21 protein-coding genes and 1 pseudogene are annotated in these 25,025 nt (G+C 35.5%); 5 read left to right on the forward strand and 17 right to left on the reverse strand.

The annotated features are described in order from the left end of the window. A pseudogene (locus tag OA86_RS16225) lies at window positions 1-91 on the reverse strand (IS982 family transposase); the annotation flags it as partial. A 504-nt stretch (window positions 92-595) separates the two neighbouring features. Here OA86_RS16225 and OA86_RS12540 point away from each other — a divergent pair. Beyond that, on the forward strand, window positions 596-1,402 hold the full coding sequence (locus OA86_RS12540) for an oxygenase MpaB family protein (protein ID WP_375600440.1): 807 nt from the start codon (window positions 596-598) through the stop codon (window positions 1,400-1,402). A 289-nt stretch (window positions 1,403-1,691) separates the two neighbouring features. Here the strand turns inward: OA86_RS12540 and OA86_RS12545 are convergent, their stop codons facing one another. From OA86_RS12545 to aceB, 9 genes are all read right to left on the reverse strand, one after another. Beyond that, complete coding sequence (locus OA86_RS12545; protein WP_039353877.1) at window positions 1,692-4,559, reverse strand: alpha-amylase family glycosyl hydrolase; 2,868 nt, start codon at window positions 4,557-4,559, stop codon at window positions 1,692-1,694. Window positions 4,560-4,684: 125 nt separating this feature from the next. Beyond that, entirely contained in the window at window positions 4,685-5,425 is a 741-nt protein-coding gene (locus OA86_RS12550; protein WP_126340445.1) for a DUF4230 domain-containing protein, read from the reverse strand. A 46-nt stretch (window positions 5,426-5,471) separates the two neighbouring features. Next, the gene (locus tag OA86_RS12555) at window positions 5,472-6,011 is read right to left on the reverse strand and encodes a hypothetical protein (RefSeq protein ID WP_039353882.1); all 540 of its coding nucleotides are present in this window, start codon (window positions 6,009-6,011) and stop codon (window positions 5,472-5,474) included. 12 nt (window positions 6,012-6,023) lie between these two features. Next, window positions 6,024-7,064, reverse strand: coding sequence for a LuxE/PaaK family acyltransferase (locus OA86_RS12560; RefSeq protein WP_039354071.1), 1,041 nt, complete (start codon window positions 7,062-7,064; stop codon window positions 6,024-6,026). Between the two features lie 94 nt (window positions 7,065-7,158). Then, window positions 7,159-7,572: a hydroxyisourate hydrolase gene (uraH, locus tag OA86_RS12565; protein ID WP_039353885.1), complete on the reverse strand. Its 414-nt coding sequence runs from the start codon at window positions 7,570-7,572 to the stop codon at window positions 7,159-7,161. Window positions 7,573-7,657: 85 nt separating this feature from the next. Continuing rightward, complete coding sequence (locus tag OA86_RS12570) at window positions 7,658-8,422, reverse strand: UDP-2,3-diacylglucosamine diphosphatase (protein WP_039353888.1); 765 nt, start codon at window positions 8,420-8,422, stop codon at window positions 7,658-7,660. A gap of 62 nt (window positions 8,423-8,484) precedes the next feature. After that, window positions 8,485-8,931, reverse strand: a complete 447-nt coding sequence (locus OA86_RS12575; RefSeq protein WP_039353891.1) for a 6-pyruvoyl trahydropterin synthase family protein — start codon at window positions 8,929-8,931, stop codon at window positions 8,485-8,487. A gap of 469 nt (window positions 8,932-9,400) precedes the next feature. Then, entirely contained in the window at window positions 9,401-10,687 is a 1,287-nt protein-coding gene (aceA, locus tag OA86_RS12580) for an isocitrate lyase (protein WP_039353894.1), read from the reverse strand. A gap of 252 nt (window positions 10,688-10,939) precedes the next feature. Next, window positions 10,940-12,517, reverse strand: coding sequence for a malate synthase A (gene aceB / locus OA86_RS12585; protein WP_039353897.1), 1,578 nt, complete (start codon window positions 12,515-12,517; stop codon window positions 10,940-10,942). Window positions 12,518-12,694: 177 nt separating this feature from the next. Between aceB and OA86_RS12590 the strand changes: the two genes are divergently transcribed. Continuing rightward, the gene (locus OA86_RS12590) at window positions 12,695-14,164 is read left to right on the forward strand and encodes a helix-turn-helix domain-containing protein (RefSeq protein ID WP_052257516.1); all 1,470 of its coding nucleotides are present in this window, start codon (window positions 12,695-12,697) and stop codon (window positions 14,162-14,164) included. A gap of 52 nt (window positions 14,165-14,216) precedes the next feature. After that, window positions 14,217-14,870, forward strand: coding sequence for a ComF family protein (locus tag OA86_RS12595; protein WP_039353903.1), 654 nt, complete (start codon window positions 14,217-14,219; stop codon window positions 14,868-14,870). 75 nt (window positions 14,871-14,945) lie between these two features. On the opposite strand, the gene upp is transcribed toward OA86_RS12595, so the two are convergent. Further along, window positions 14,946-15,596, reverse strand: a complete 651-nt coding sequence (gene upp, locus OA86_RS12600) for a uracil phosphoribosyltransferase (protein WP_039353906.1) — start codon at window positions 15,594-15,596, stop codon at window positions 14,946-14,948. A gap of 81 nt (window positions 15,597-15,677) precedes the next feature. Beyond that, window positions 15,678-16,985, reverse strand: coding sequence for a ribosome biogenesis GTPase Der (der, locus tag OA86_RS12605; protein ID WP_039353909.1), 1,308 nt, complete (start codon window positions 16,983-16,985; stop codon window positions 15,678-15,680). A gap of 193 nt (window positions 16,986-17,178) precedes the next feature. On the opposite strand from der, the gene OA86_RS12610 reads away from it, so the two are divergent. Together OA86_RS12610 and OA86_RS12615 are read left to right on the forward strand one after the other, a co-directional pair. Then, window positions 17,179-17,733 carry a LemA family protein gene (locus OA86_RS12610; protein WP_039353912.1) on the forward strand — a complete coding sequence of 185 codons (555 nt, stop codon included), beginning with the start codon at window positions 17,179-17,181 and terminating at the stop codon, window positions 17,731-17,733. Between the two features lie 4 nt (window positions 17,734-17,737). After that, window positions 17,738-19,663, forward strand: a complete 1,926-nt coding sequence (locus OA86_RS12615; protein ID WP_074781429.1) for a DUF2207 domain-containing protein — start codon at window positions 17,738-17,740, stop codon at window positions 19,661-19,663. Window positions 19,664-19,755: 92 nt separating this feature from the next. On the opposite strand, the gene OA86_RS12620 is transcribed toward OA86_RS12615, so the two are convergent. The 5 genes from OA86_RS12620 to OA86_RS12640 all read right to left on the reverse strand — a co-directional run bounded on the left by OA86_RS12620 (window position 19,756) and on the right by OA86_RS12640 (window position 25,008). Then, entirely contained in the window at window positions 19,756-20,355 is a 600-nt protein-coding gene (locus OA86_RS12620; RefSeq protein WP_052257518.1) for a hypothetical protein, read from the reverse strand. A gap of 195 nt (window positions 20,356-20,550) precedes the next feature. Further along, window positions 20,551-20,943, reverse strand: coding sequence for a DUF4267 domain-containing protein (locus tag OA86_RS12625; RefSeq protein WP_039353915.1), 393 nt, complete (start codon window positions 20,941-20,943; stop codon window positions 20,551-20,553). A 157-nt stretch (window positions 20,944-21,100) separates the two neighbouring features. Then, window positions 21,101-21,787 (reverse strand): hypothetical protein, encoded by a 687-nt coding sequence (locus OA86_RS12630; protein ID WP_039353918.1) that lies wholly within the window; start codon window positions 21,785-21,787, stop codon window positions 21,101-21,103. Between the two features lie 151 nt (window positions 21,788-21,938). Then, the gene (locus tag OA86_RS12635) at window positions 21,939-22,481 is read right to left on the reverse strand and encodes a hypothetical protein (RefSeq protein WP_039353921.1); all 543 of its coding nucleotides are present in this window, start codon (window positions 22,479-22,481) and stop codon (window positions 21,939-21,941) included. Window positions 22,482-22,701: 220 nt separating this feature from the next. Continuing rightward, window positions 22,702-25,008, reverse strand: a complete 2,307-nt coding sequence (locus OA86_RS12640) for an FdhF/YdeP family oxidoreductase (RefSeq protein WP_039353925.1) — start codon at window positions 25,006-25,008, stop codon at window positions 22,702-22,704. Between the last annotated feature and the right edge of the window lie 17 nt (window positions 25,009-25,025).

Consider the following 25,025-nt stretch of genomic DNA (forward strand, 5'->3'; position numbering starts at 1 on the left):
GTTTAATCGGTTTAAAATAAAAATTTTCAATTGGTGTTAATTCTCTCAATTGATTTAAAATAAAATCGTAAATTGCTTCCAGGTTATTCATACTGTATTAGATTGGTAGTCAATACAATATACGATTTTTTATCGTATTATGAATAACCTTTTATAATGCACTACGGGTAAGTTAAATAAATTTTCAAGTTAAATAATATTAAGTATGAAACCCAAATTCCAAAATTCACCACACTTCATCAATTATTGGAAAAAAGGAAACGGTAAAGAATTGCTGGATTGGTCGAATATAAAACCAGATTTTGAAACCTTTCAAAAATTCGCACCCCTTTATCACCAAGTCGATGATCTGGGAGATGAAGTCGTGAAAGAAACCTATCTGAAACTTCCCTACAACGAAGCGAGTTCTTTGATAAAAAAATATTCAGAAAGCTCTATTTCCGAAAATGAAGAAACGTCGGAAAGTCTAAAAAAATTCTTTCTTCAAATGCAGGAAATCCCCTATTGGTTCGATGAAAATTTAGCCAATGTCGGTGCTAGATTTTGTATGCGAACGGGTGCAAATGGCTTGATCATTCTGCGGGATTTTACTTTGATGGGCGGTTACGACTTCGCGTACCTCAACAAACCTTTGATCTTCACAGGAGCTTTAAAAAAAGGTGCTGTTAAAAGATTGAAAGATACTTTGGAGTTTTGGGTTCATGTCACAAGAGAAAACGCTTTAAAACCCAATTCTGAAGCCTATCAACTCATCGTAAGAACCCGATTGATGCATTCGTACGCAAGATTAAAAATCAAGGAAAAAACAGACTGGGATTTTCAAAACTGGGGTGAACCGATTAATTCCTGGGACATGATCGCAACGTATACCGGATTTTCATTAGTCTTCATGCAAGGTTTAAAAAAACTGGGAATAAAAATTTCAGCCGAAGAAGAAACCGGACTTTTTCACCTTTGGAAATATATCGGATATTTATTAGGAATTCCAGCAGAATTCTTACCCGAAAACCGTCAGCAAGCAGTTGAACAGTTTTATTGGTGGACCACCATTCAAGATGAAGGCGATGAAGATTCGGCGCACCTTGCCCAGGCTTTGCTTCAGGAAAATTTAGACAATACGATTTACAAACATCCGTTTCAGCGGAAAATGTTGCTCCGACTTCATCAAAGCATGAACTGGCATTTGTTGGATGGAGAAATTAATGATCGTTTGCAAATTCCAAAACCTAAAAAAGCTTTTTCGATCTTTCCAAAAATCGTTAGGAAAGGAAATTTGGTTTCCCAAAAAATTTATCTCCGGAACTTTCAGCAATATCAAAAGTTGGTAGAAATGGGAAGTTTACAACAGATAAAAGTTCTGGATGATTACATCAAACATACGCCAAAAGATTTCCATTACTAAAAAATGAAAAATCTCTGATTCTTCTTATGTCTTAAACGAGTATTATAAAATTTGTGTTTTTGGGTTAAAATTTATTTTTGAGTTTTTCATTTACACGAAATATTTATAGGTTTTGGCTAAAGCCCTTTGAATTCTATCTTTTGATAAACGGGCTAAAGCCCGTTCCTATTGATTTTAAATATCAAAAAAAATCATTTAAAATCTAATTCTCCTAAAAATAACAAATACTTTTTCAAACAAGAACGGTCCGCAAAATCTGCGAACCGTTCTCAACTATATTTGAAAAAACTTATTTCACTATCATTTTTGTAACAGCAACTCCTTTCTCAGATTTCAACTGCATTAAATACATTCCGGTTTTTAGACCATTAATAGAAATGTTTTCATCGCCGTTATCTTTCGAAACTTGAACTGTTTTCACCAAAGTTCCTACCATGTCATAAATCGCAACCGAACCACTTTTAGCATTCGTATAACGAATCGTTGCAGTTCCATTGCTCACAGGATTTGTCGTTAGTGATAATGAAACTGCGTTTTTATTTTGTCCGGTTTCATTTGTTGCCAATGCCGAAGCATTTCCAAAGATTCTAAATCCGCCCGGTTCAATCGTGATCGGCGCATTTGTGCTGGAAACCGTAAATGAATTATTGTCCATTAAGTTGTACCAACTTCCTGTATAAGGGAAATCTGGAACAATGTTTTGCGATGTTAAGGTAAAGTTCGCTAATACAACAACATTTTTCAAAGCACTTGCAGTAGTTGCATTGCTGATATAAATTCTCGGCATTAGATTACCTGATTCTACCGTAAATGTTTTGGTATTGAAGACATCGCTGGATAATCTCAATTCCAAAATTTTAGCCCAAGTATCATAAACTGATTTTCTCGCAGCATTGGTATCATAATTAAGCCCAAAAGCAGATGATTTAGGATCTAATTTACAATCTCCCGGCGTTGAATCTGTATCTGTATTTACCGTTCCGTTTTCACAAGTAAAAATGCTTTTATCGAAACCTAACTCAGCAAATTGCCAGATCATTTTTGGTCCCGGAACAGTTAAAAAAACTGCAGCATAAGCTTTCTGTCTTTCCAGAGAAGTTGCCAGATCTTTTACATTATAACTTCCTGCTGATGCACCGTAAGTTAAATTCTTGTACATCAATCTTTCCTCATCATGACTTTCACCGTAACTCATTGCTCTTCTGTCAGAAAATCCGTGTGCCGAAAAATTTACTCTGCTAAAGTTGCTGTCGGAAGCGTAACCCATTGTATTTTGATTATAAGGATTCGTTTCTTTATCCCACATCATCACGCCTTTTCCTTCACTGATCCTATAATTTGCCCACTGTTGTTCTTCGTTGTCAGATCCTAAATGCTCGAAGATGATGTACGAAGTAGGATCATAACTCCACTGTTTATCTGCGTAACCTTTCAGAATATCTACACGGTCTTGTTGATAAGCATTTGTACAAGCTTGATCATTGGCGGTGCAGTTTTGTGTAAATCCTTTGGTTAAATCCCAACGGAAACCATCTACTTTATATTCCTTGATCCATTGTTCTAAAACTCGGTTTACGTAATATTTTGTTTCAGGTTTTGAGTGGTTAAAATCATTAAACACACTATAAGAATGTTTGGCAACCTGGTTAAAATATGGATTATCTGCAGCCGGATCACCGAAACCGTCGCCATCTGGATCGATCATCCACATTCTTTCGATAGGGCTCCTTCCTGTTGCGTGATTAAGAGCAATATCTAAAATAATTGCGATTCCGTTCTGGTGACATAAGTCGATAAACTCTTTAAATTTTTCCGGAGTTCCGTACGCTTTATCTAAAGCATAATGGAAAGCGGTATTGTAACCCCAAGAACTGTTTCCATCGAATTCCATTACAGGCATCAATTCTACAGCATTGATTTTTAATGATTTCAAGTAAGCAACTTTATCAATTAAAGCCTGCCAGGTTTTTTGAGTCGTAAAATCTCTTACAAGCAACTCATATACAATTAAATTTTCTTTCGCTGGTTTTGCAAAACTCGTGATCGTCCAGTTGTAAGCTGGTTTCGCAGTTTGAATTACTGAAACCTCAAAATTCTGACCTGCAGGATAAACCGGCAAGTTTGGATAAACATTAGAAGTTTGGTTGATATAAGGATCATCATAAGGAGATAAAACTAAAGGCGAATAAGGGTCCGCAACTTTAATTCCGTCCGCAGTTCTGTACTGGAAAGTATAAACTTGCTGCGGAGTCAATCCAGTAATTTCTAACCAATACAAATCAGGATTGGTCGTATCTCTTTTCATTAAATAATTGGCATTTACCGCCCAGTTGTTAAAACTACCGATCACATGAACGTAAGGTTTTAAAGGTGCATATAAAGCCAGACCAACTTTAGTCGGATCATTCGGATCATAAGAAATCCCCTGTCTCATATAAGAAGGAATTGTCGCTGTTTGAACCGGAACCGAAAGAGAAATAGTGAAAGATTTACTCACTACCGTTCCCGAAGCTGCACCTGTTGATATGACTTCCATCGCAGCATTTTGAGTTACCGTATAAGGGAAATTTAAAGAAGTTGAAGCTGAAGAACTTGTATAAACTGGAGTCCCGTTTGCTTTGATCACATAATTTGCGGGCAAACTAGAAGTTCCTGTAACATTAATGATTGTTCCGGAAGTCACTACATTTGTACTTCCTTCTAATGGATTGGTTAAATTGAACTGAAATTTACCAACGTTTAATAAAATATCTTGAGATTGAACGTTGCCGTTAATTGTTTTTACCAGAAATCCAATTTTAGAAAGTGGATTAGCTCTGTTTCCGTAAAAAGATTTTACGGTATTCATCGTATAAGTATAAGTTCCCGTTCCTGCAGAACTTGAAACGTAACTTAATTTATTAGTGGGATTGGAAGCGGTCCAGGTTCCGTTTGTAGGACAATCAACCTGTACATTGTTCGTGTCAATTGACCATGCCCACAAATATAAAGCATGTGAAGTCGCAACTCCATAAGCCGCTTCATTTACATTAAATGTAACCGTAATCGGATCGGTTTCATCAAAAGATACTGGATTTACCGAATACGTTATGACTTGCTGTGCCACTGCAAAAAATGGCAACATCACCGCTAAAACGAGGGTATAAAAATATTTCATTTTGAATAAAATTTTAGGATGTAAAAATAATAAAAGTTTGATTAAAAGCAGCCTTTTATTAGAAATATTTTAGAGGAAAGAAATTATCTGCAGGGAATTTCATAAATTTTAAGCAGATTCATTAGTTAATTCATATTATCTCTTTCAGGGACGATAGCATGATAACTAATTTGGTTTTTACTTTCAGAAATTACTGCAGCATTTTCTAAAAAGAAGTTTTTACCCGCTAAAAGCTCTGTAAGCAATGTTCGCATCTGTTCTGCAGCGACCTCTGGAAGGTGAGATTTCTTTGCCGCTTCAATGACTTGTTGTTTACCGTTTTGCTGAATTTTTGCTAGATCATCTTTACTGAAAAGATTGAAAAACTGCTCCTCAATATTGTAATATTTGTAATCAGTTTCGGTCGAAAGAATCTCCGGCGCAGGAAAATTGAGAAGCTTCACTTTCTTATTCACTTCATCGACTTCCCATTTGAATTTTTCGAAATCATAGCCTACTAAAACTTTCGCCTGAATAATGACCAAAGCTTTCTTGGTAGACGGAATAAATTTAAAAAGCTTCGTCGTTTCTTCATAATTGTAGATTTCGCTAAAATGACCCTCAGCAGAAACAACCTTAAAAACTTTTCGCATGCTTTCTGCTATCGTGTGCGAACTTTCCGTAATAACAGAAGGTTCCGCTTTCATTTTATTAGAGGCTAAAAAAGCAATCACTCCACCCAAAATAAGACCCAGAATAAGCATCAAAATGGTCATCATCGAATTGATATTTTGGCTTTGAGTCATTTGATAGAGAAAGAATCCAACGAAAACAACCATTAAAATTCCTAATGACCAAAGAATGATCTTAAATTTATTGAAGTTCATTTTTTTTAATTTAAGTAAAGATAAGGATTTTGAAAAAGCGATTTTCTTACTTTTTAGCCACAAACATTGGCGGAAGAATTAATTCTTCAAATTTTCCTTTCGCTTCTAATTTCTTATAATAGAGATTTCGTGCCATGATCTTCAAGAGCAAATCTTTATCGAAAAATTTCCAGAAGGGATCGTTGTGAACTTTTGAAGGTTTTCGAATTTCATAAAAAGTAGTTTCCCAGGAATCAGGATTGTGATCAAACTCGATGATTCCGCAATTTTCTGGAATTTTTTTCGGATCTAACATTCCTTGAGGCACTAGAAAACTAAAATAATTACACGGATAATCGCCACACGAAATTTTGTCGTGTTTTAAAAACTTCTCTTTGGTCTGTTGATTTTGATATTGTTTTTTGAAATCATTTTTGAAGTCAGCTTTTGAAAATTTAATTTCAATTTCGTGACTCATTCCATCTTCATTAATGATCAAAATATCAGCTTCCCAATCGGAATGAAAGTGATTCGTCAATACCAGATCCTTCTCAAAATCACAAAATTGAGCAATATAATTATAGGTAAGTTCTTCTACTTTGAGCATGAAATTTTTAAATTAAGAAACGAGCAAACTGCAACCGCGAATATCGGAATGATCAATTCTCCCCAAAACTTGAAATGGTTTTGAAAGTATTGTACCGTCATCCTGAGCAACGCGAAGAATCTCAGAATCTGCTTGAATTCTACCCAAATCCTGTGTCGCAATAAAACTACAGGAATGGCGATTCGCCAAATCGATAATATTGATCGCTCCGTTTCTTCCATCTTCAACGTAAGAAAAAGGATCTTCTGTATTTCTAATGAGAATGCGCATCCAGTTTAGACAATCGTAAATATTTTGACCTAAAGAATAGGCTTGAGAAAGCAATTCGGTCATTGAATATTCGGAATAAATTTTGTCTGTTCCGAAACCTTTATGAAAAATTGCAAGCAATTCATCTTTCGTCATTTCCTGTTTGCGACCTTTCATTCCGCCGGTTTCGATGATCGTTAAATCATTTTTCAATTGAAAAGATCCTTCGACAAGCTCAGGATGACAAAAGTCGAGAAAATCCAGCAAGGCAAAAGCAACTCCGAACAAAATGACTTTTTTATTTTGCTTTGAAAGTTTCTTTAAAATTTCAAAAAGTTCCGCATGATTATAAAGGAAATATCCGTTTTCCGCTTTCCCTGATTTTTTCATCAGAAAATCAACCATATATATTAAGGAAGAATTCTGCTTTTCCAGATAACTTGGCAACAAACCGAGGAAAATATAATCTTCTGTTTTTCCAATAAACTGTTCGAAACTTTTCTGAATACTTTCCTGATACAACTTTTCATCAGCGATCCAATGTTTGGAAAGATTCATCTGCGTCGTTCCAGAACTTTGAAAATACAGATCCGTCTTTTTATTTTCATCTAAAAGCGTATGATTTTTAAACATTTCAATCGGCAAAAAAGGAATCTTTCCAACTTCCTGAATGTCGTTTGGATCAATATTTAAATAGTCTACAAACTTTCGGTAAACTTCGATGTTATTGTACTGATATTGAAAAGTTTCCAAACATTTCTGCTGGAAATCGGCTTCGGTTTTTATGTTGAAAATCTCGTTCATATTTTGATTGGGCAAAAGTCCCAAAAGAAAAGCGGAATTCAAAATTTATTATTGAATTCCGCTGAAAAAATTTTATTTGAAGAAAAAACTGTTCTTAGTTTCCTCTGTAAGTCGAATATCCGTACGCTGAAAGCGTGATCGGAACGTGGTAATGTTCGCTATCTTTTAGTTCAAAAACTACTTCAACCCAAGGATAAAAACTTTCCTCCTTCATTTTTTTGAAATAATCGCTTGTTAAATAAATTAATTTGTAAATCCCTAAGTTCGATTTATCATTCGGTAAAAAATTGGGAACACGACCACTTTTGTCGGTTACTTTTTCGTCAACGTAAGACCATACTTTGGTTTTCTCATTGTATTTTTCCAGTTTAATGGTTACACCTGGAGCAGGCATTCCTTTCGACACATCTAAAATGTGACTTGAAAGTTGGTAAGTCATTTCTTTTTTCTGTCCAAAAGCTGCGGTTGAGATCATTGCAAAAAAGAAAGCAAAAATTAAATTTTTCATAAAATAAATTAAGATGTTTTTAGTGGTAACTTTTTTACCACAAATTGAATTCGAATCACATTGGCAAAGATAATGCCTTGAATTTTTAGTTTTCGAAAGTCTTCAACTTAAAATCAGTGGAAAATTCACCGTAAGTAAAGTAAGAAATCCAGTCACCCAGGTTGATGTAGGAAGCTTTACCATTTTCTAAAGGTAAGACCATTGGTAAATGTCTATGACCGTAAATGAAATAATCTATCTTTTCGGTCTTGAGTTTTTCTTTGGAATAGATGATGAGAAATTCTTTGTCTTCGCCTAAAAAAGATTTGTCTTCTTCTCCCGAGATCATCTTGTTTTTCGTCGATGCGTAGATGGCAATTTTCATCGCAATATCAGGATGCAACCATTTGAAAGCCCATTGCGCAAAAGGATTGGTGAAGAGTTTTTTCATTCTTTTATACCCTTTATCACCTGGACCTAAACCGTCGCCATGAGCGAGTAAAAAATTCTTTCCGTTGATCTCGAAATACTGTTTATCGAAAAAAACTTTGCAACCGATTTCTTCCTCAAAATAAGTTTTCATCCAGAGATCGTGATTTCCGACAAACATATATAGTTCAACACCAGAATCTTTCAACTCTGCCAGTTTGCCCAAAACACGGATATAACCTTTCGGCACTACGTGTTTCCATTCATGCCAAAAATCAAATAAATCGCCCATTAAAAATAAAACCTGAGCATCAGTTTTTATCTCATCTAACCAACGGATAAATTTCTCCTCCCGAATCTTACTTTCTTTCGGCGTCGGTGCACCAAAATGCTGATCGGAAGCGAAATATATTTTTTTATTGGATTGGAGGTCGATTTTCATATCGTTCTGCGATTTATTCGAATTTTGCAAATTAGGACATTTTCAAATTATTGAATTTCAAATTAATCTTGATCTTCTGCAAACCATTCTCCGTAAGAGTTTTCGGTTTCGTGCAATTTAAGATAAGCCAGAGAAACTGTTTCGGGAAGTTGTTTTTTTATTTTATTCGCGATGTCGTACAACATATTTTCACACGTCGGCTGATAATCGCAATAAATTACTTTATGACCCTGATTTTCCAGATCTTCACCCAGTTTTTTATGTGGCGAAGTTCCATTCAACATTACGGCATGATCCCAGACATTAAGAATTTCTGATTTTACAATTTTTTTGATGTCACCAAAATCGACAACCATTCCATTTTTTGGATGGTCTAAGTCGTTGATCGGATTTCCTTTTACGGCGACAAAAAGTTTATAGGAATGTCCGTGCATATTCTTGCATTTGCCGTCGTAATTGTAGAGAACGTGTGCAGTTTCGAAAGTGAAAATCTTGGTGATTCGTATCATGGTGCAAAGATAAAGAAAGTTTAATCTTTTTAATTACAATTTGCAACTGCAGGAAACTTTTTTAACGCAAAGACGCAGGATCTAATTTATGTTGCTCTCCAAAAATTACAAACGCAAAGGCGTTTTACTAGAAGGAAAAAAGATATTGAATTAACCTTGTCACGGTTTAGAACCGTGACAAGGTTTTTTGAGGATCAATAGTCTTTTGACAGATGCAACGTTTAAAAATTATATAGAAAATTAGAGCTTGTTGATTTTCTTGGATTGATAAGAAAGCGGGATCTTGCGTGAGCGATTGAAGTGGAAATCCTTTTTTTCAAAGGGATAAGCAAAGGCCAAAAAAAGATTATAACGGAAAGCGCGGTCTTTTCGCAGAGGGAAATGCGGTTGGGAAAGATACGCCCAAAAAAAACCCTTCCCAAATAGGAGAAGGATTTCATAACAATTAAAAAAATAGAAAATTTAGGGATCAATGGAACTGTTCAGCTTCGGTTGATCCAGCCAAAGCAGTTGTAGAAGACAATCCAGCGGTTACGACGGTTTGAACTTCATCAAAATAAGAAGTTCCGACAAAATTCTGGTGTTTCACTGCGCGGAAACCTTCTTTTTGTAAAGCAAATTCTCTTTCCTGAAGTTCGCTGTATCCAGCCATTCCGCGTTTTTTGTACGCTAAAGCCAATTCGAACATGGACGTATTTAAAGCGTGGAATCCAGCCAAAGTGATGAATTGAAACTTGTAACCCATCGCGGCTAATTCTTCTCTGAAGGTTTCCATTTCTGCAACTGACAATTTTGCTGCCCAGTTGAAAGAAGGTGAACAATTGTAAGCCAGCATTTTTCCGGGAAATTTTGCGTGGATTCCTTCTGCGAATTTTCGCGCATAGTCCAAGTCAGGATTTGAAGTTTCCATCCAAATTAAATCTGCGTAAGGCGCATAAGCCAAACCTCTGTCAATTCCCTGCTCTACTCCATTTTTCACCTGATAAAATCCTTCGGAAGTTCTTTTTCCGGTTACAAATTTATGATCTCTTTCGTCAATATCTGAGGTTAAAAGATCTGCAGCGTCAGCATCGGTTCTGGCGACTAAAAGAGTGGGAACGCCACAAACATCGGCTGCCAAACGTGCGGCAACTAATTTATTGATCGCTTCCTGAGTCGGAACCAAAACTTTTCCGCCTAAATGTCCGCATTTTTTAGCGGAAGATAATTGATCTTCGAAATGAACTCCAGCTGCTCCGGCTTCTATCATTTGTTTCATCAACTCGAAAGCGTTTAGATTTCCACCAAAGCCAGCTTCTGCATCTGCGACGATCGGAACTAAATAATCTTTGCAATTCGCTTCATCAATATTATTTACGGTCTGAATTTGATCAGCTCTCAACAACGCATTGTTAATTCTTTTCACCACAGACGGAACTGAATTCGCAGGATACAAACTTTGGTCTGGATACATTTCGCCACTCAAATTCGCATCTGCAGCAACTTGCCATCCTGAAAGATAAATTGCTTCTAACCCAGCGTCAACCTCCTGTACGGCTTGATTTCCGGTTAATGCACCTAATCCTGCCACAAAATCTTGGGTATTTAATTGGTTCCACAATTTCTCAGACATTAATTTTGCAATGGTGTACTCGAGTTTATAAGAACCTCGAAGTTTCAATACTTTTTCTGCGGAATAAGGTCTTTTGATACCATTCCATCTTGGGCTTTCTAACCATTCTTTTTCCAGTTGCTGGATTTGTTCTTGCTTTTTCATATCGATTTTGTTTTTGTATTTTTTTATGGAGTATTTTTAATCTCGTCTTAAGGACGAGACAAAGATTTTTTTAAAATTATTCTTCTAAAAATTACGGTTGCAAAGGGAATTTTCATTTTTTTACCCTTGAGTTACTTTTTTTTGGTTACATTTTCTCAAAATGGAAAACACTTTATAAATTCACCATTCACTATTGACCATTGACTTCTCCTGGCTCTTTTTACTTTTTCCTTGGCTCATTTAAATTGGCTCTTAAATAAACTGATACGCTTTCAAAGTCAGGAATTCTGCGAAATTATCATTGAGAATAAGATCATCAAAAAGTTCAGTCGCCAATTCGAATTTTCCATTTTTGTAGCGGTCTTCACCAACGTAATTTTTAATTTTCTCTAATTCCTCTTCTTGCCAGTTCAAAACCATTTCGGGCATTAAAGTTCTGCCGTCTTCTAGTTTCGCTTCGTTTTTCAGCCATTGCCAAATTTGAGTTCTGGAGATTTCTGCGGTCGCCGCGTCTTCCATTAAGTTGTATAAAGCTGCGGCTCCAACTCCCATTAACCAAGATTCGAGGTAAAGTATTCCGACATTAATATTTTTACGAACGCCATTTTCGGTTATTGTTCCTTTTGGAATTTCAAGAAGATCTTCTTCTGAAATATGATACTCTTCAAATTTCTTATGGATTTGATTAGGAGTCGGCATAAATTCATCAAAGATTTTCTTTGCAACAGAAACCAAACCTGGATGCGCAACCCAAGTTCCGTCGTGGCCATTTTTTACTTCTCGTTCTTTGTCTGCACGAACTTTCGCATAAGCGATCTCGTTTTCTGCTTCGTTATTTTTTACCGGAATTTGCGCCGCCATTCCGCCCATTGCATGAACATTTCTTTTATGACAAACCTGAATAACTCTTTTGGAATAAGCACTCATAAATGGCGAAGTCATGGTCACCTGATCTCTGTCGGGAACTAAAAATTCCGGAAGATTTCTGAATTTTTTGATGTAGGAAAAAATATAATCCCATCGTCCGCAATTCAATCCGGAACTGTGTTCTTTTAATTCATATAAAATTTCGTCGAGTTGAAAAGCAGCTGTGATAGTTTCAATTAAAACTGTTGCTTTGATTATTCCTTGCGGAATTTCTAAATAATCCTGCGAAAATTTAAAAACATCATTCCACCATTTTGCTTCCTTGTAATGTTCTAATTTTGGTAAGTAAAAATAAGGTCCGCTCCCGTTCTCAATTAATTGTTTAGCATTTCTAAAGAAGTAGATCCCGAAATCAATTAAAGAAGCAGAAGCTTTTTCTCCATTGAATTCAATATTTTTTTCTTCTAAATGCAAACCTCTTGGACGAACTAAAAGCGTGGCTAAATTTTCTCCAAGTTCATATTTTTTACCATTTTCATTTTCGAAACTGATGGTTCTGTTGACTGCATCAGATAGGTTTCTTTGACCATCCATACAATTTTGCCACGTCGGAGAATTACTGTCTTCGAAATCTGCCATAAAAGTTGATGAGCCAGAATTTAAAGCATTGATGACCATTTTTCTTTCTACAGGTCCGGTAATTTCTACGCGGCGATCAAGTAGATCTTTGGGCAAAGGATTACAAACCCAATTTCCATTTCTTATTTCTTCAGTTTCGGGTAAAAATTGAGGAAGTTGATGATGATCGAATTCCACTTGTTTCATTTTTCTAGAATGAAGAAGCGCGATTCTTTCATTATTAAATTTCGAATGAAGTTCCGTTAAAAAACTTACCAATTCGGATGTAAAAATTTCGCCGTATTGTTCTTGAGGAAGAATTTGAAATTGTGTTGCCGTTTCCATTTTGTGTAAACTTTAATGATTTGGTATGACAAACCTACAAAAAAATATTCACCAACAGCGAACGTTCGCTAATTTTTTTTAATAAATATTATGCGAACAATCGCTTAAATTTATTTATCTTTGTGTTCATCGTATTCTACAATCTATTTAGAAATAGTATAAATTAATTTTCGGTCAATGGCAAATGATAGTGATTTTATAAAAACCGTTTTCGGCTTGAAAATGAAGCAGTTCCGACAAAAGAAAAACTTTTCTTTACAAGATCTTGCGAATTCAACAGGAGTTTCAAAATCATATTTGAATGAGATTGAAAACGGTAAGAAATATCCGAAGCATGATAAAATTGCACAATTAGCTGAAGCACTGAACTGTACTTACGATGATTTGGTTTCCACAAAACTGGATAAAAGTTTAGCACCGATTACAGAGATCTTGCAATCTGATTTTTTTAAAGAAATTCCGCTCGATCTTTTCGGGATCAACAAAAACAACCTCATCAGTATAATTAGTGATGCGCCGAAAAAAGTAACGGCTTTCATTAATACTTTAATAGAAATTTCTAAGAACTATAATTTAAGTAAAGAGCGATTTTACTTTGCCGTGATCAGAAGTTTTCAGGAATTATACGATAATTATTTTCCAGAAATTGAGGACAAAGCGAATAATTATATTTTAGAAAATAATCTTTCAAACAAGCCATATTCGGGGGAGTTTGAACTCATTTTAAAGAAAGAATTTCAGTATGAAATTAAATCTTTAGATTTGGAACAATATGGCGCTTCCGGGAAACTACGTTCGCTTTATATTCCCGAGAAAAAATTACTTTTATTAAATGAACTTTTAGATGAAGATCAGAAGACCTTTATCTTGGCAAAAGAAATTGGATTTAATATTCTGAACTTAAATCCGCGTCCGAACACTTATTCCTGGTTGGATTTTACAAGTTTCGAAGAACTGCTTAATAATTATTACGCTTCTTACTTTGCAGGATGTTTATTGATCCGAAAAGATTTATTATCTCATGAAATTAACGAGTTTTTTCAAAATGCAGAATGGGATCCAAAACTTTTTGAAAATCTAATTGAAGAATTTACCAATTCACCAGAAACTTTCTATTATCGACTGACCAATATTCTGCCGCAAGAACTGGGTATTAAAGATTTGTTTTACCTCTGTTTCACGAAGAAGAAAAATACAGATAAAATTCAAATTTTAAAGGAATTACATTTGAATCAACAACAGGCTCCACATGCAAATGCGACGAGTGAACATTATTGTAGAAGATGGATTGCAGTGAAGAACCTTTCTAATTTAAAGGGAAATGAAAAAGTTACCGATGCTCAAATTTCACATTATAAAGACAGCGGTTTAACTTATTTGGTAATTTCTACTTCTCAGAAAAATCCCTTTTCAGATGGAACCAATAGAAGTTATTGCATTGGTATTTTATTAAATTCGAATTCTTTAAAGAAAATTAAATTTGCAAAAAGTGATCAAATCAAAACCGTGAATGTTGGTGTGACGTGCGAGTTTTGCAGCATTCCGGATTGTGAGGTTCGACAAGCACCACCTTTGAGATTAGAGAAAGAAATCTTTAATGAAAATATGAAAAAGTCGATTCAGAAGATTCGGAAGGAAATGCTGTAAATATTAAATTCCATTAAAAACTAAATCGTAACTTTCATTAAACAAATGATGAATGCTTTTACTGGATTTACTTTTCCCGAATCGCTGTGTGGAGTGCAATCGCATCATTCATCACGATGAAGCAGTGTGTGAATTGTGTTTTGACCAGATCTACTTTACGCATCATGACTATTCCGAAAGTAATCTTTTAACCGAAAAATGTCGCCTACTCTTTCCAATCGAACAGGCGTTTGCATTAATGCAGTTCGAGGAAGAAAGTACAAGTCAAAAAATTATTCATCAGCTGAAATATGGAAAAAGGGAGAAAATTGGAAAAATTATTGCCAACTGGACATTAGAAAAAATGGATTTTACGGATTTGAAACCAGATCTTTTGGTAACGGTTCCGCTTCATCCCAAAAAATTAAAAGAACGCGGTTACAATCAGTTGCATCTTTTTACCGATACGCTTTCCAAAGAACTGAAAATACCGTGTGATCACCATTTAATCAAAAGGAATTTTTACAAAAAAGCACAAGCAAAAAAACGCCGGGAGCAGAGAACTTTTAATGAAAATCTATTTTCAATTACGAAACAAATCTCAAATCAGCATATTTTAATTATCGACGATGTTTTTACCACAGGAAATACGATGAGTGCTGTTGCGTGGGAAATTTTAAAAGCCGGAAATAATAAAGTGAGTATTTTGGTAATGGCGATGGATTGAGAAGCGCACAGATTTCACGGATTTGCACAGATGTTCTTATTAAAAATTTTAATTTAAAAAAAATCACAAAAACAATTATTTCTGTAGTTTTTCACCATAAGACAAATCTCCGGCGTCACCTAAACCTGGCGAAATATAACCTTTGGAAGTTAATTTTTCATCAATCACTCCCACCCAAATATTTGCTTCGGGGTAAGCTTTTTGAATCGTATCAACTCCTTGTTGAGATGCAATTGCGGCAACAATATGAAGTTGCGTAGGTTTTCCGTGATTCAATAAATCTTTGATGGCTTCAATTAAACTAGCGCCCGTTGCTAACATGGGATCTGCAACAATCAAAGGTCTTCCATCAATATTCGGACAAGTTAAATAATCCTGTTTGATGGAGAAATAATCGTTCGCATCGTGTTTTCGATAAGCGGCAACAAATCCACAATCTGCTTTGTCCAAATAATTTAAAATTCCTTGAAACAAAGGAACTCCAGCTCTTAAAATCGTTGTAATTACAGGTTGAACAGCAACTTCCTGAGCTTTTATTTTATCCAATGGCGTGATGATTTCAATTTCCTTTTGATCTAAATGTTTGCTGATTTCGAAGGCGGCAATTTCTCCGATGCGTTCCATATTGCGACGGAATCTCAAACGGTCACTTTGTATATCTACATTTCGAAGTTCGTTGATCCAGGTGTTGACTAGAGAAAAGTTATCTGAAAGAATTGTTATCATTACTATAAGTTAGGTTGCAAAGTTCGTGAAAAATTAAGGTATTAAAAAGCCCTTTAGAAAAAATCTAAAAGGCTTTTGTTTTTATTTTTGTCTGAAGTAAACTTCAATAGGAACTCCGGTAAAGCCAAAATGTTTTCGAAGTTGGTTTTCTGTAAATCTTTTGTAGGCTTCCTTTACATATTGTGGTAAGTTGCAGAAAAATACAAACTGCGGACTTGGAGTAGGAAGTTGTACGCAATATTTAATTTTTACGTACTTCCCTTTCAAAGCTGGTGGCGGCGTTTTTTCAAAAACAGGTAGCATAATTTCGTTCAACTTAGAAGTTTTAATTTTCTTTGCTCTGTTTGCATACACTTCCATCGCAACTTCAACAGTTTTTAGAATTCTCTGTTTCGTTAATGCGGAAATAAAGAGAATTGGAATATCGGTGAACTGACCAATTTTTGCTTTAATTTGTTCTTCGAAATCACGTGTAGTATTGGTTTCTTTTTCAACAAGATCCCACTTATTCACAACGATCACGATTCCTTTTCTGTTTTTCTGAGCCAGTCCGAAAATGTTCATATCCTGAGATTCCCAACCTAAAGTGGCGTCAACCATGATGATCACGATATCAGAATACTCAATTGAACGCACGGAACGCATCACTGAATAAAATTCCAGATCTTCTTTTACTTTCGCTTTACGACGCATTCCGGCGGTATCAACCAAAACAAATTCGTGTCCGAATTTGTTGTATAAAGTTTGAATAGAATCACGCGTTGTTCCTGCAACATCAGTTACAATATTTTGCTCTTTGTCTAAAAGCGCGTTGGTTAAAGTAGATTTCCCAACATTTGGTCTCCCTGCAATCGTAATTTTTGGTAAACCTTCAAAAGGATCTTTGTATTCGGTAGTAGGGAAATCTCTTACGATATCATCCAACAACTCTCCTGTTCCGGAACCTGTTGCAGAAGACATGGTGTAATATTTTGAAATTCCTAACTGATAAAATTCGGTAGCAGCTAATTCTTCTCTGGCGGAATCAGCTTTGTTAACCACGATGTACACAGGCTTATTGGCACGGCGTAACATTTCATGAATTTCGATATCAGTATCTGTTAAGCCTTCAGCAACGTTCAGCATGAAGATGATTGAGGTCGCTTCATCAACGGCTAATTCAACCTGTTTGATAATTTCTCCCTGAAATGCATCTTCGGTATCTACTTCATAACCTCCGGTATCGATAACGGTAAATTCAACGCCGTTCCAGTCAGATTTTCCGTAGTGACGGTCTCTGGTAACTCCGGCTGTAGAATCTACAATTGCTTCTCTTCGTTCTAGAAAACGGTTAAAAAGGGTGGATTTCCCAACGTTGGGACGTCCTACTATGGCGACGATATTCGACATAAAATTTTGTTTAATAATATTTATTATTAATGGGTTACTCGAACTTTTCGAGCCCAAAAATTTTTGCAAAGATAGTTTTTTTTGATGTAGAATTTATTTGTTCTAATATTTGTAACTTTTCCTCTGAAAACTTTACTCATTGAGGAGGTTTTAAAATCATTAAAACTATAAAAAAAACTAAAAAATTAAAATTATGATTGCTATCTTAATAATTGTGGCGCTGGTTGTCCTGTTCTTCATGTACGGAATTGGTATTTACAACCGATTGGTTAAAGTTAAAACAATGGTTCAGGAAGCCTGGAGCAGTATTGACGTGATGTTGAAAAAACGCCACGACTTGATTCCAAATTTGGTTGAAACCGTAAAAGGTTATGCAACGCACGAAAGAGCAACTTTCGACAGCGTAACGAGAGCGCGAGCTGCAGCGATGAATGCAAACGGAATTCAGGAAAAAGAAGCAGCAGAAAAAAATCTGAATCAGGCAATGATGAATCTTAATGCTGTTGCAGAACAATATCCAGATTTAAAAGCGAACACCAATTTCCTACAGCTACAAGGTGAACTTTCTGCTTTGGAAGGTGATATTGAGAAATCTAGAAGATATTATAATGGAACGGTTCGCGAAAATAATATTTTGGTTGATACTTTCCCGAGCAATATTATTGCAAACATGTTCAAATTCACCAAGTCCGTTTTCTTTGAACTGGATAACGTGGCTGAAAGAGCAGTACCGACCGTAACCTTCTAAAAAAATGAAACGTTTAATTTTTGCATTTCTACTCTTGATTTTCGGGTTTGGATCTGCACAGGATTTTGCGGCAGATTCTTCTGCCCAGAAAAACTATGAGCATATTCTTTCCTTTCACTCCGATATCGTCATCTCAAAAGATGCCCAAACTACGGTTACCGAAAAAATCAAAGTGTATGCAGAAGGGATCAATATCCGCAGAGGAATTTTACGGTCGCTCCCACTCTGGCGAAATATTAATGGCAAGAAAATCAGAATTAAATATGATCTGATTTCAGTCAAAAAAAATGGTTCTAAAGAAGATTATCACACTGAAAATCAAAGTTCCGATTACATCATTTATTTTGGAAATAAAAATATCATATTAACGCCTGGAGTTTACGAATATGAACTGACCTACAAAACATCTGATCAGATCGGTTTCTTTAAGGATTACGATGAGTTTTACTGGAATGTAAACGGAACTGCGTCGAATTTTACGGTTGATGAAGTCTCTGCTAAAGTCACTTTGCCGGAAAATGCTGAAATTATCCAAAATTCCTGTTATACGGGAAGCTACGGCTCGAATAAATCTGATTGTACCGGTAAACAATTATCTTCAAACTCTTTTGAATGGTCTGCAAAAAATCTTCAACAAACTGAAGGATTAACGATTGCAGTTGGTTTTAAAAAAGGAATTTTCACGCCACCTCCACCGCCAGGATTTTTAGAAAAATATGGCATTTTAGTAGCTCTGCTTTTAGGAGCTTTAGGATTATTGGCTTATTTCTATACGAGTTGGCAAAAATACGGCATCGATCCGCAAAAACCTGTTGTTTATCCGCAATTTAATTCGCCTCAAAACCTTTCACCTGCATCTTTAGGTTATCTGGAAAATGAATATTATTCAGGACACATGATTTCGGCAGCGATCGTAAGTCTTGCCATCAAAGGTTTTATTAAGATCATTGAAGACGACAAACGGATTTTGGGAATTTTCGGTGGGAAAGAATACACCTTAGAAAAAATAAAAGAGCCCGATCAGACTTTACCCAAAGAGGAAATTAATCTGATGAATAAGTTTTTCCCGAGCGGATCAAAATCGCTTGCTTTCGATGGGCAATACAGTTCTAAAATTGAAAACGCCGTAAATGATTTTAAAGCGAATCTACAGTTTCAACATGATGGCTTTTTAAAAAAAGGGAACAATAGTGGCAAATTATTACTACCCATTATCGCAATAATCACATTATATGGATTGGGATTATTTTTCAGTTATAAACTCAGCTACGAAGATTCTTATCTCGGAGTCGGAATTTTCTTAGGCGTATTTATATTTGTTCTTTCCATCGTGTTCTCATTAGCCTTTGAAAGGTACAAAGTCGTACGATGGATCTTTGGAATAGTAGCCGCAGGATTAATTTTTATTTTTGCCAGCGCATTTTTAGCAAACAAAGACAGACTGGAAAATCTCAACTTTTATGCGTGTTACGGATTTTTGATAGTAGGATTTATTGGGATCGTACTTTTTCAATACCTCATCAAACAACCAAGTCCGGAAAAGTTAGAAACCCAGTCGCTCATCGAAGGTTTCAAAATGTATCTCGGAACTGCTGAAGAAAAAACGTTGCAGTTTCATAATCCACCGGAAATGACTCCAGCTGTTTTTGAGAAAATGTTGCCTTATGCAATGGTTTTGGGAGTCGATAAAATCTGGGGCGAGAAATTTCAGAATATGTTGAAAAAATCAGCTTTAGGAGCTCAGCAATACCAATCAAACTGGTTTGTGGGTGCATCTGTCATGAATATGAATTTTGCAAGTTCCTTAAATTCCTCTTTGTCTCAATCGATCGCAAGTTCATCTACCCAACCCTCAAGTTCTGGCAGCGGATCTGGTGGTGGCGGATTTTCCGGCGGTGGCGGTGGTGGTGGTGGCGTTGGCGGATGGTAAAATTTTAAGTAAAATTGCCGAGCTTGGCGAGGTTAAAAATCTTGTGACCGGGTTCGTTTGACTATGATAGAATATGTTGGCGATTTGGCTTTTCAGTACAATTCATTTTCCATTGGTATTACGTCCTGAAGTTTTGGTAATGGTCTGATTAAAATTTTCTTTTTTGTGTTACTTAAAATTTTGTCTGTGTCATAGCGTTCAGATTTTTCAATTCTAATTCCTGTTGATAAGTTAAAATTCGATGTCGTTATTACACCTTGCCCATCAGAATTACCATATGAAAAACCTATTAATTCAAAATTTCCATTTTGAAATCTAAATTTATGTTCGAAATGTCCACGCAATAATTCAAAATTGACACTTAGAACTCCGTTTTTAATAGTGATATCCGAAAAACCATTCCCTGTTACCCAACCATTTCTACCATTTGGATATTGTGGTTCAATAAGCTTTGTAGAAGTTACAATGAGTTTAAACGCTCCGCTTGGTTCTTTGAAAAACACTTGAAGTCTGTAAGGTGCATTTTCATTTAAAGTGTCTTGTGTTACGATTACTTTATCTACTAAATTGTCTTTATTTAGGTCGCCTCTAACTTCAATAACCTGATTGTTAAAATTATACTTTTCAGTTTTTGTTTGTGCAAAACTGTCAATTTGAAATAAAAAAAGAATAGTTAATATAAGTTCTTTCATTTTGTTAAGCTATTTATTAATGTTGGTCGTTGATAGCATTACCAGCACTTCTTGCGGCTTGGCGATGCGGCGGATAAGGAAGCCGAAACTTTCTATTATCACTGAACTTCAAAGGAAGCAAAAATCTTCGATTTAGCACTAAACCTGCCATATTGCCAAACCATGTTAGCGGTTCGTTGTTTTAATTGCTTTCTGTCATTCTGTTTTTCGAGTTAAGTATGTTAGAAAGAGACCTAACCCAAAAATTAAAGGCACAGGTGCTGCATGTCGTAATGCGGAAATCCAACCTATTAAAGGACTGAATACAAAAAAGTCGGTTAATGGAACCATTGCACCAATCAACATTATAAGTCCAAGTGCTTTTAATTGATTAGAAAGAACGAGTATCGTTATCATTAATCCAATCGATAATTGTCTTATTCCTATCGATAAAGCCATCGGCTCTTTAAGCGTGTCAATATTTTTGATGTCAAATAACACACTCGCAGCATTAGGGAAAATTAAAATCATTACTCCTGAAACAATTAAGAATATTCCTGGTAACAAGCATAAATATTGGGCAATTTTAATCTTTTTCTCTGTTGTCATAATTTCATCTTATTTAGAATTTTCATATCGTGGTGTGGTTCTTTTACAATGACCGCTAACGGTTGGGTATTTCTGTTATTGGGGACTTTTTGTAACAGGTCTTTGTAAATATAACAAATTGATTAATTAGCAAAAATCTTCTCGTGTGCAGTGCTTATTACATATTAGTGATTAGGTTTAGGTTATGATTATTAAGTTTAAAACTTGCGTTTTTATTCTCAATAAATACTAGACTTCCGAAAATTGGTTTTCCAATAATTCCGGCAACATTTTCACAAAATTCTGGATAAGTATTTAAGATTGAATGTTTATTCTCAAAATCTAGATAATCCTTTAAATCGTTACCGGTTATAAATTTTTTTTGCAAACCAATTACATCAATGCAAATTATTAATATGTAATTATTTCGAGTAATTAAATCCCTATATATTCTTTCTTTATCAGTTATTTTTGATATTTGTGGGATAAAATCATTAATAGAAGTATAGAATGTAGTCTGATCATTTCCAAAATATTCATCTTGTTTAAATAATTCAATTTTCGTTTTTAACTCCTCCTCTATTGGATTTATTTTTTTTACTTCAAATATTATATTTTGGTTTTCAGATTTTACTAACCAATCGGGTGTTTTTCCATTTATTTTTGGTTCATATATTACTTCTGAAAATAATTGATTTAAGACATATCCGAATTCCATCTCGGAAAAAAGAGATAAAATATTAATTTCATTTGTTTCTCTCACTATTTTTCTTGAAAATCTTCCAGTATACTTTAAATCTAAAAATTCTAAATTTCTTCTATAATCGGATTTATAATTAAGGATTTTTTCAGCGGTTTTGTTCATAGTATTGCATAACGGTTGGGTATTTCTGTTGGCGGGGCCTTTTTATAAATGGTCTTTGTAAATATAATAATATGATCAATTAGCAAAAATCTTGATGAAAGGAACTTCCGACCCACTAATAGAAATACTTTGTTACCTGCTGGCTTTTTATTCAAATATTCAGTTCTTTATTCACGATCTGCTTTTCAGATTTTCTATCCGATTTTCTCATTTCGGATTTTTCTTTTTGGTGATAATTTTTTTTGTCACTTAAAAAATGCATACTTCCCCAAGACAATTTAGAACCTTGTCTTATCATTACGCCGTTCCATACACAATCTTCATAAGGGCAATTATGTTTTGAATAAGTACCAAAATTCCGGTGTTTAATTTTCTTGTCCGCAAGTATTTTTTGTTGATTTTTTCGAATGTCATTCCAAATTTTTACTTCGTCACCCTTAGTGAATTCTTGTCCTAAAGTCGAAACTTCAACAAATGTTTTAGGATCTTTTAATTGTAAAAAATCAAAAGTTTTCTTAAATGTTTTGTGCGAATATTCTCGAACTTTAATTTTTTCGTCAATATTCAAATTTTCATTTTCCAGGATTGAGCGATAAAGTCCAAGTGTATTGAAGTCTTTGTATTCTTTATAATTATCAATGTAGAGGAAATACTCTTCTAAAGTCAATTGATTAAATTTCTTTCCTATTTCCATTTCTTAAATTTTATACGATCGCTTGTGAGCGTCATACATATTCACCCAATTCTGGTTTTATATGTATCATAAACATGATACTTTATTTATTTTCAAATATAAAAAAAAATCGCAAGAACTTTTAGCTCTTTCGTCTTCGGACGAGACGGGATCGAGTTTTCAAAGAAGCGAAAATCTGATTGCTCCTAATTGAAAATATTTTTTTTTAAATAGGTTATTCTTAAATCGATTTTCTAACCTCGATAATCACCGATTTACTTGTGGGCGTATTGCTTCGGTCGGCAACGGATTTTATGGGTACCAACACATTGGTTTCCGGGAAATAGGTGGCGCAACACTGCTCTGGAATGGAATAAGGAATCACCAAAAATTTTCGGGCAACGCGCTCTTTACCATCATGGAAATTATAGAGATCTACTGAATCTAATTTTTTTAGACCACGCTTTTCCATGTCAGTTTTATTCATAAAAATGACGCGTCTTTCGTCTTTAATTCCTCGGTAACGGTCATTCATGCCATAAATCGTCGTGTTGTACTGGTCGTGACTTCTAATGGTCATCATGAGCAATTCGTTTTCTTTTACTTCCGGCACATCGGCGATTGAAACACTGAAATTTGCTTTTGAAGTGTGTGTTTTAAATTTGCCATCACGCGCTGAATTTGGTAAATAAAAACCGCCATCTTTTCGTACGCGCTCGTTGTACTGATCAAATCCTGGAATCACTTTTTCAATATCTTCGCGGATCAAATCATAATGATTGTGAAATGAAGTCCAGTCAATTTTTGTCTTTCCTTTTAAAACTTCCTCCGCCAAATGGCAGATAATCGCAACCTCACTCATCAATTGTTTGCTTACAGGCTGCAGATTTCCCTGGCTTTTTTGAATGACGCCCATAGAATTTTCGCAGGTAACGAATTGTGCTTCGCCATTTTGAATATCAATGTCGCTTCGCCCATAAGTAGGTAGAATGAGGGCTTCTTTTCCTGTTACTAAATGGCTGCGGTTCAGTTTCGTTGAAACTTGAACAGTCAGGTCACATTTACGCAAAGCTTCCGCTGTATATTTTGTATCTGGCGTCGCGCTCAAAAAATTACCACCCATTGCAAAAAATATCTTGCACTCTCCTTTATGCATGGCTTCGATAGAATCTACAACGTCGTGTCCGTATTCTTTGGGTGGAACAAAGCCGTAAGTTTTTTCTAAATTTTCTAAAAGCCAGTCCCAAGGTTTTTCAAAAATCCCCATTGTTCTGTCGCCCTGCACATTGCTATGACCACGAACCGGACAGGTTCCGGCGCCGGGTTTGCCGATACTTCCTTTCATTAGTAAAAGATTGACCGTTTCTTTAATGGTATTTACTGCATTTTTATGCTGCGTTAAACCCATTGCCCAACAGATGATAATTTTATTTTTGAACTTTAATTTATTTGCAATTTCTTTAATTTCAGCCAAAGGAATGCCGCACATGCGAGATAACTCCTCTACATTCTGTTCTAAAATATGTTTTTTGAACGCTTCAAAACCATGCGTTTCTTCTGTAATGAATTTTTGATCGAAAACTTGACCCGGATTTTCATTCTCAAACTGAAACCAATAATAAGCAATTGCCTGCATCAAAGCCAAATCACCATTAATTTTTACCTGAAGATAATCTGTTGCGATCTGAGTTTTTCCACCCAAAATACCTTTCACAGACTGTGGATCGCTGAAACGTTCTAAACCTGCTTCCCTCAAAGGGTTTACTGCAATGATCATAGCGTCATTTTCTCTGGCTTTCTTCAGTGCAGAAAGCATTCTTGGATGATTGGTGCCAGGATTTTGACCCATAATAATGATTGCTTCAGCTTCATAAAGATCTTCCAGTTTCACAGAACCTTTTCCGATCCCTACGGTTTCATCTAAGGCAACACCGCTGCTTTCGTGGCACATATTGCTGCAATCCGGCATATTATTGGTGCCAAATTCCCGCACAAAAAGTTGGTAAAGAAAAGCGGCTTCATTGCTTGTTCTTCCACTTGTGTAAAAGATCGCCTCATCGGGACTTTCTAGAGCATTTAATTTTTCGGCTATTTTTATGAAGGCATTTTTCCAGGAAATGGGTTCGTAATGCGTCGCGTTTTCTGCTAAATACATCGGGCGTCCGATTCTACCGCTTTTTCCGAGATGATAATCATCCCATTGGGATAACTGTTCCACAGAATGAAGGGCGAAAAAATCTTCCCATATTACGTCTGTCGTCGCTTCTTCGGCAACGGCTTTTGCACCATTCTCACAATATTCTGCGACAGGACTTCTCTCATCGTCAGGATCTGGCCATGCACAACCCGGACAATCGTACCCATGGAAAGTATTCAATTGATTTAAAGCAGTAAATCCTCGAATCGCATCCATGGATTCCAGAATATGCTGTGCAGAAACCAAAACTGCTTTTGTTCCTGCGGCGTAGGTTTCTGGTTTAGAAACTTCGATATTAGAAAATTTTTCCGGATTTTCTTCGCTGGGATGGTTGTGATTATTTTCAGACACGATGTAAAATTTTAATG

Source organism: Kaistella jeonii (genome assembly GCF_000812865.1).
Classification (GTDB): domain Bacteria; phylum Bacteroidota; class Bacteroidia; order Flavobacteriales; family Weeksellaceae; genus Kaistella; species Kaistella jeonii.